The 697-nt window shown below is 49.1% G+C and carries 1 protein-coding gene; it reads right to left on the minus strand.

Annotation, left to right across the window (positions count from 1 at the left end; all coding sequences use genetic code 11):
• Nucleotides 1-8 precede the first annotated feature (8 nt).
• Nucleotides 9-644 (minus strand): IS6 family transposase, encoded by a 636-nt coding sequence (locus tag ACERIT_RS16170; RefSeq protein ID WP_373675877.1) that lies wholly within the window; start codon nt 642-644, stop codon nt 9-11.
• Nucleotides 645-697: the final 53 nt, after the last annotated feature.

Genomic DNA, 697 nt, shown 5'->3' on the forward strand with positions numbered 1-697 from the left:
CGTAGTGTTCAGATAAGCTGATTCCATGCGAAGCTGAACGATCTGATCCAGTCGTCGGCGGTTTCTGCTTCGGCGTTGCTGAAACAGTTTGAAAAACAGATAGTTCTGCGTTTTATCTCTCTAAAGACACGTTCAACAGCATTCCGATTTCCATGTTTTTCGTATCTAAAATCGAAGCCGTGGCGCTGACACGCATCTTGTAACGAGTGCGATCCATCGACGAGAAACACGGCGTCGGAGACGTCGTGTTTCTCGGAGAGTTCCGTAAGAAACGAATGAGCGATAACCTTTGTTGTCGTCGGTTCAAGCTTTGTATGGAGCAATTCGTTTGTCTCGGGATCGACAGCGGCATACAGCCAATATTGCTCATCGTTGAGCCGGATCACGGTTTCGTCAACCGCAACGTGATCCGGACACCGACCAGCGTCGGGCTGTAGATCGGCCTTGTGAACCCAATTATGGACGGTTGATCGAGCACGTTCGACACCGAATATCTCAAGAATCGAAACAGTATTCGAAAGCGAGAGTCCAGCAAGATGGAGCTGAATACTGAGCTTCATCAGGAATCGCGGTGTCGCTTCTCGTTCAACAAACTCTAAGTTGATCTCCTCTAAACAACCGTTGAGGCGGTCGTTTTCGGGCATAGACTACTCAGAAAACGAACCGCCTCACTCTTCATCCTTATCTGAACACCGCC

The sequence above is a fragment of the Halopenitus sp. H-Gu1 genome, from assembly GCF_041821145.1.
In the GTDB taxonomy this organism is placed as follows: domain Archaea; phylum Halobacteriota; class Halobacteria; order Halobacteriales; family Haloferacaceae; genus Halopenitus.

Coding starts and splice junctions, on each gene's coding strand:
- ACERIT_RS16170 (WP_373675877.1), bottom strand. CDS start 644: ATGCCCGAAAACGACCGCCTCAACGGTTGTTTAGAGGAGATCAACTTA.